This is a genomic window from Enterocloster aldenensis, assembly GCF_003434055.1.
Taxonomy (GTDB): Bacteria; Bacillota; Clostridia; order Lachnospirales; family Lachnospiraceae; genus Enterocloster; species Enterocloster aldenensis.
Genome location: NZ_QVEX01000022.1, coordinates 21316 through 28882, shown reverse-complemented (window position 1 = coordinate 28882; position 7567 = coordinate 21316). Strand labels below are relative to the sequence as shown.

The window sequence follows — 7567 nt, the reverse complement described above, 5'->3', positions numbered from 1 at the left end:
CTGAGCTGCGAAAGAAGTCATGGATGCACCAATAGCGAGCAGTGCTGCTGTTGATAATACAGCAACTAATTTTGTCTGCTTTCTCATAATTAATGCACTCTCCTTTTTCTTTTTGAAATACTTTTTGAAATTCCTAATTGCATTACGAGTTGATTATACTCCGTATATGGAAAATTATAGAAGATAGTATATTATCTACATATAGAATATCAAATCCATTATTATCAATGATTCTATTAAAACCTCTCCCCTATAAATATAAATGACTTATTCGATATCAACTAAAGAAAGGATTCTCTCATTTCGTAATGCAAATTTTGTAGATTTATAATTATTGACGAGTACCTTGTTTCAATGATATGATATTTGTATAATTACTAACTAAACGATTAGTAATTTTGTGATAAAATGATGGAGGATGAATTATGTTTGTTGGCCGCTTAAGGGAACTCAAAAAACTACAATCACTTTACAACAGCAATCAATTTGAATTTGCTGTCTTTTATGGACGAAGAAGAGTTGGAAAGACCACACTTATTAATGAATTTATAAAAGATAAAAAGGCTGTATATTATATGGCAGTTGAAGGAACCCGCAAAGAAAACCTCTCAGGTTTATCAAAAGCACTGCTGATGACCGGAGAATCCGCACGGGGCGCAGAGTTTTTGGATTACACCAATTTATTTAACTATATTGATACCCTCTGTCAAAGTCAGGAACGCCTTATAATTGTGATAGATGAGTATCCTTATTTAGCTGCCTCCTATCCTGCAATATCATCTATGCTTCAAAGCCATATAGACCAATGCTGGAAGAACAGCAAACTCTTCTTGATATTATGTGGTTCATCTTTAAGTTTCATGGAGGAACAGGTATTAGGCTATAAAAGCCCTCTGTACGGCCGCAGGACGGCACAGTTTAAAATACACCCATTTACCTTCTTTGAAGCCCGTAGAATGCTTCTGAGCTTCTCAGAAGAGGCACAGGCAATACTATATGGTATTACGGGAGGGATACCTGAATATATATCACGAATTGATGTTGATAAAAGTTTAGATGATAATATTGTTGATTTGTTCTTTGATGAGAGTGGAAGATTATTTGAAGAACCTGTCAATCTTTTAAAACAGGAATTAAGGGAGCCTGCCTCTTATCACTCCATTATATCCGCCATTGCCAGTGGAGCCAGCAGAATGAATGACATATCAACAAAAACCGGCCTGGAGACCAGCGGCTGCAGCAATCAGATAACATCACTAATTTCATTAGGCATTATAAGAAAGGAAATACCCATAACAGAAAATGCTGCCAGCAGAAAGACCTTATATCAGCTGGAGGACAGCATGTTTTTATTTTGGTATCGCTTTGTTCGTCCCAATATAAGCAGCATCACCAGAGGTGTAGGATTAACAATATATAAAACATTAGTAAAGCCTCAAATAAGTGATTTCATGAGAAAAATATTTGAAAATATTTGCCTACAATATCTGTATCACCCTAAAATATACGAAAGTCTTCCGTTTCCCGTCGGCAATGTAGGAAGATGGTGGGGAAATAACCCTGTGAAAAGACGGCATGAAGAAATTGATATCATGGCTATACAGGAACCTTATGTCCTGTTAGGAGAATGCAAGTGGAAAGATACCCCTGTGGATATGGATACTGTTCACACGTTGCTGGAACGGAGCGGACTGTTCCATTATCCTGAAAAGTATTATTTCTTTTTTTCAAAAAGCGGTTTTGAAGATTCTGTGATTGATTATGTGAAAAATAGTAGAAATATAAATCTTGTCTCTTATAAACAGATATGCCAGATAGGGGATATAAATGAATAATGGTTGAAAGGTTATAACGACGGAAGGTTTTTTACTTTTTCGCCATTTAAATTGCCCATTTTTTAAGAAATCCTTATAAATAGTATTCCTTTGGTAAGACCGGCATCTGCTTAACCGGCCTGCAGTTTATTCATACCGGTGTTGCTGGCACTATTGGTTCCACATCTGATTTCGGCGATATTATGGCTGATGATGATTCTACCTGCAACTATGATGATAAGGATTCCTTTAACGCACATGCATCACAGTTATATGCCCAGGGTTATTCCTGCTACTATTTCGGTGATGACTGTGCAATGAGGACAGGAAAAACCACAGTAAATATTGACGGTGACAACTTCAGCCTCTACTTTGGAAAATCCGGTTCCTCCAAGGGTACTGGTAAAGTTGGCGAGGAAGACAAGAAGTATTACAATTCTGGAAAACTGATGTCTGCAGGCGGGGATGAGAAGTTCCTGGTTGTTTATTCCTAAATCAGTGATGGAAAAGTGATTGGATACAAGACATATGCAGATGCTGCTACATTTGCAAATGATATAGACAATGTTGTAACCGGAGTTACTGTCCTTAATAGGGGCGACCTTGACTCCACATTCCTTAATACTGATGGAAGCTATAAGTCAAAAGCAACCCGGACCGATGGTACTGTCTCTGTTGCCATTGTATCATTGAACGACTTAGGCTTAAGTGCCAGCAAGTTAAAAAATAATAACAATGACGATTTGAGCGTTTACGTTTACACAAATGCTGCCGGAGAACACTCTCTTGGAGTTTCAACCCTTAAGAATGACGGTGCTGCCGTAGTCCACACAAGCGGTAAGATTAGCGAGAATAGCTCTAAGAACAAAGATAGTAATGATGTAACTTATAAGCTTTACAAAGATAAGATTGCTGCTACCTTTGCAGAGGACTAATCCGATAACTGAATAGTTATCCGGTAATGGATGGGGGATATTTCTTTTGTGACTATAAATGTCACAGGGGAATATCCCCAATTTTTGTAAAAGTAAACCATGAGGTGTAGATGATAACATACGGAGGTAGTATTTATGTGGAAAAAACGAATTGCGGCCATAGGTCTTGCTGTTTCTCTTGCGTTAGGAGCTGCAGCGGTTTCTTATGCCGATACAACAGAGGGCATTACCATGGAAAATTGTGGCGCTTACCTATTCGTATGGCGTCCTGTAGATTTATGGGAGGGGCACTATTTTGCAATACCGGCAGGCGGGAATACCATACAGGAATCAGATTCAATTCTTAATAGAGGGTATGATTATGCCTTTACATTTAACAACTCTATTCCGAAGCCCTGGGGGACAGGTCCCGTCTCTGGTAAACATAAACGGAATCTAGGGAATACCAGAAAGCTAGCACTTGCTTCTCGAAGGCAGCCAGTCATATACGCGAATGACACTTACAACGAATAATAAAAAGATGTCAACAAAAGAGCGGTATGTGGATATTGTACATCTTCCCAGCAGCATATCGGCTTCAGACCTTCCGCCGGAAGTCCGCAAATATCTGATTAATGTGGATGGTTCTGATGCCAGGGCCTATGAAGGAACAACTACCTCCGGTTGGGAAAAGGATGGAAATGGACATTCCCGCTATCAAAAATCTAACGGTACTTATGTAGCTGACAGCTGGCTTACCATAGACGATAAATCCTATTACATGGATTCCAACGGCGTAATGCTTACCGATACCATTACGCCAGATGGATTTTACATAAATGCAAAAGGAAAAAAACAAATACATTCCTGGATGGGAACAGGAAGAAAAGGGCTGGCGCTATGTTAAAAAGGATGGTTCCGATGCATCTGCCGCCTAGGTACAGAACACGGATGGACGGTGGTATTATTTTAACATGGCGTGCTATATGGTTACAGATACCACTACTCCTGATGGATTCTATGTAGACGCCAATGGAATCTAGGATGGTCAGCCATCCTCTAATGCAACTGTCAATCAGCAAAAGTTAGGCCCTGGTGCAACTGCCAATGCATCACCAGAGGGCTGGGAAGCACATGGAAATGCCTGGAAGTATAAGCAGGCAGATGGAAGCTATGTTACCAATGCTTGGATGCAGGATACAGATGGAAAGTGGTATTATTTTAATGAAGCATCTGAGATGGTAACTGGACAGACTACACCAGATGGATATGAAGTGGGTGATGATGGTGTGTGGAAACAGTAAAGGAGAAGTTATAGAGAATATATTTTAAATGACCGGAGGAGGAAGTCTCTACAATAACTTTTTTCTATATATACATGTAATGGCTTATTTTATGAGTAATTCTCAATCCTATACAAAACAGTATCGCGATAAATCGCGATTTAATTGTGATTTACTCCCAAAATAAAGATGAAATCTTTATAAGCATTACATATTTGAAAAAACACATTAGTTTGTCGCCGATTCTTTCTATATATCATTAATCTCATCATTACACTAAATACAGGGGCCTCCTATGCTTCGGAAATTATAGGAGGCCCCTGTTGTATACAGATATATTCACATCCAAAAACAAATACTAATTATTCCACACCCCATCTGCTCCCACATAATAACCATCCGGTGTAGTCTGATTCATAACCATCAGAGACTCGCCGTCAAAGTAATACCACTTCCCGTCTACCTCTCTCCATGCGTTTGTTACATAGCTTCCATCAGACAATCTATATTTCCAGGTGGCTCCAGATGCCTCCCAACCTTCAGATGCATTTTCTGATGCTGCACCCGGACCAAGATTCACTGTGTTGTCAATGATAGAGGGCTGTCCATCCCATACACCGTCCGCATCTACCCGATATCCATCTGGTGTAATATCGTCCGTTTCCATATATGTTCCTATATTGATATAATACCATTTTCCATCATCGCCTTGAATCCAGGTCGCGCCGGCATAATATCCATTTTTCTGTATATATCGCCAGCCCTTTTCATCATGATACCATCCTGGTATATAATTCGTCTTTTCTCCATTAGCATTTACATATACACCATCTGGTGTAATTGTATCAGTAAGCATAACACCATTGGCATCCATATAGTAGGATTGATCGTTAACCTTTAACCATCCATTCGCTACATACGTACCATCAGGTTTCCTATATCTATATTGTCCATTTTCCTGTACCCATCCAGAAGTAATGGTTCCATTATATGCACCTGCATCGGAGCCATCTACATTAATTAAGTATTTTCTCACTTCAGGGGGCAATTCAGCGCTGTTTACATTGCCTGGAAGATGGACAACATCTACATACCGCTCATTACTGGACAGATTCCTGTTATTCGTAAAAAGGACGATTCGTGTCACTGGCTGGCTGCCTTCCGGCAGGATTCCCCAGTTCTCAGGAATTCCCCATACACCATCAATATTAACAAGGTCAGGAACCTGTCCCCAAGGCCTTGAATACTCCATTGGTTTAAACGTATATGCATAATCATATCCCCTGCTCAGGATGACATCACTTTCATAAATTGTATTACCGCCTACAAGAATGGCAAAGGAATGACCATCTCCACAGTCCACAGGGCGCCATTCAAAAAGATATGCACCACTGTTTTCCATGGTTGTCGTAGGGGTCTCTGCCATAGCAGGAAAAGCTGCCGATACAGAAATCAGCAACGCTAAAACCAATGGTTTAAACTTTTTATATATCATATATATCCTCTCCTTTATTCTTACTAAAAAAGAAGCGCTGTGACTTAATTTAATACTAAATCAGTCACAACGCTTCCCCCTAAATCATATTACCAACTTTTACTAATTAATAATTAGTCTTCGCTGTAGATAGCAAGAATCTTTCCGCCCTTTGCAGTAACATATACGAAGTCGCTGCCATCGGTGCTCTTGGTCTTGCTGTCAATAACCTTACCAGATGTATTTACTAAGAAGTAGTCATCAGAAGACAGACCGCTGCCACCATTAATCATGTACAGGTCTTTGATATCCTCACCCTTCTTATTAACACCGATGCTAGACAGCTGTGCTTCTTTTACAGAATCGGCACTGCCAGTGTAATCAGTATAGTTGCTAGCAGTAATAGCATCTAAGAAATCGTCAACGTCAGACAGCTTCTTATAGCCTTCTTCGGTTGTGGTGCTAACCTTCTGGATTACCTGATACTTATCATCCTTACCAGCTGCAAGCATCTTACCAGACTGATAGAACTTGTCATCCTTCTCACCAGTTAAACCAGCACCCTTCTTGGAGCCGGACTTCTGGAAGTAGAAGTTGAACTTATCACCATCAATATCAATGCTGGTCTTGTTGGTCTTCATAGCACCATCATTGCCATCACCGAAGTAGTAGCAGCTATAGCCCTGCTTCTCATACTTCAGAGCACTTTCATTGAAGTCATCTTCAGTATCGAATGGAAGAGCGCCATCATCATCAGCCCTTACGCTTAAGCCAGTACCTAAATCCTTAATGAACTTCAGGCCATCAACCATACGGCCGTCATCACGGAATGCATACTTCTTGCCCTTGATGGTCTTGAACTCACCAGCATACAGATTACCACTTCCATCTGCATAGTACCAGGAATCCTCATCGTCATCAAACTTATCGTTGTTCAGCCATTCAGCTGCAACTACCTTGAACCAGCCCTTGCTGATTCTGGAACCGTCCTCAACGCTGTTGAAGTATCTCCACTCCTGAGCATACTTAGCAGTTACGCTGTTTCCGGTTGCTGTGCTGTTATCGCTGTGTGCACGATCAGCTGTAGCCAGCTTATCAGCATCTTCACGATCCAGAGACCACTCGGCTGTCATAGCACCATACTGGTCAAATGCATACTTCTTACCATTGATGGTCTTCTCTTTTGCTTCTCTTGCTCCATCAGCCTTAACTTTCTTACCGTTAGACTGGAAGTAGAACCAACGTGTCTGATCCTCATCCTCATTGAATACAGGAGCAAACTCGTAATCGCTGGTTGCTTCATCATATGTGATATCCATCTGTAACCAACCAACGGTCATTGCACCGTCGTTCTCGTCACCGAAGTAATAGTCACCGGTCTTGAAGCCATCACCGTCTGTATTGTCGATACGCTCTGCGTTGTCTTTTGCAACCCAGCCGTACAGCATCTTACCTTCTTCGTCAAAGGCATACTTCTTGCCGTTAACAGTCTTTAATGCGATGTTGCTGTTATTTCCATTGGTTAATGCTTTACCATTAGCCTGGAAATAGTACCAGTAGTTCTCTGGCTCATCGTCATCGCCAGCATCCTCATTCTCAATTGCTACCCACTGATTGGAAGCCATAACGCCGTTGATATCTACGTAGTAGTAGTTGTCGCCATCCTCAATCAGGGTATCGATAGCCATCTCGCCATCGCTATCTAAGTAGTACCAGTTGTTACCGGACTTAGCCCACTTATCAGTTACTCTGTCGCCATTCCTGTCGTAGTATACCCAAGTACCATCTTCCTCGGCCCAACCCTGAGCTGCGAAAGAAGTCATGGATGCACCAATAGCGAGCAGTGCTGCTGTTGATAATACAGCAACTAATTTTGTCTGCTTTCTCATAATTAATGCACTCTCCTTTTTCTTTTTGAAATACTTTTTGAAATTCCTAATTGCATTACGAGTTGATTATACTTCGGATAAGGAAAATTATGACTTGTTGGGGGGGGGGGCTTGTATGATTTAAACATAGAGGACCGTGAGAGCGTTTGATTTCATAAAATAATGGGTATTAAAAACTGACTTTTAACAATGA

At 40.7% G+C, this 7567-nt stretch carries 5 protein-coding genes and 1 pseudogene; 4 read left to right on the top strand and 2 right to left on the bottom strand.

Features of this window, described 5'->3' with window-relative positions; all coding sequences use genetic code 11:
• Window positions 1-425: 425 nt before the first annotated feature.
• From DWX59_RS25600 to DWX59_RS30295, 4 genes and pseudogenes are all read left to right on the top strand, one after another.
• Entirely contained in the window at window positions 426-1835 is a 1410-nt protein-coding gene (locus DWX59_RS25600; RefSeq protein WP_117562996.1) for an ATP-binding protein, read from the top strand.
• Between the two features lie 182 nt (window positions 1836-2017).
• Window positions 2018-2308 (top strand): hypothetical protein, encoded by a 291-nt coding sequence (locus DWX59_RS25595; protein ID WP_117562995.1) that lies wholly within the window; start codon window positions 2018-2020, stop codon window positions 2306-2308.
• Between the two features lie 15 nt (window positions 2309-2323).
• A complete protein-coding gene (locus tag DWX59_RS25590) occupies window positions 2324-2749 on the top strand; it encodes a hypothetical protein (RefSeq protein ID WP_117562994.1) in 426 nt (141 codons plus the stop codon).
• Between the two features lie 135 nt (window positions 2750-2884).
• Window positions 2885-3849, top strand: a pseudogene (locus DWX59_RS30295) (choline-binding protein); the annotation flags it as partial.
• A gap of 520 nt (window positions 3850-4369) precedes the next feature.
• Here DWX59_RS30295 and DWX59_RS25580 read toward each other — a convergent pair.
• A complete protein-coding gene (locus tag DWX59_RS25580) occupies window positions 4370-5506 on the bottom strand; it encodes a PspC-like choline-binding domain-containing protein (RefSeq protein WP_117562993.1) in 1137 nt (378 codons plus the stop codon).
• A 113-nt stretch (window positions 5507-5619) separates the two neighbouring features.
• On the bottom strand, window positions 5620-7374 hold the full coding sequence (locus DWX59_RS25575; RefSeq protein WP_117562992.1) for a PspC-like choline-binding domain-containing protein: 1755 nt from the start codon (window positions 7372-7374) through the stop codon (window positions 5620-5622).
• Window positions 7375-7567: the final 193 nt, after the last annotated feature.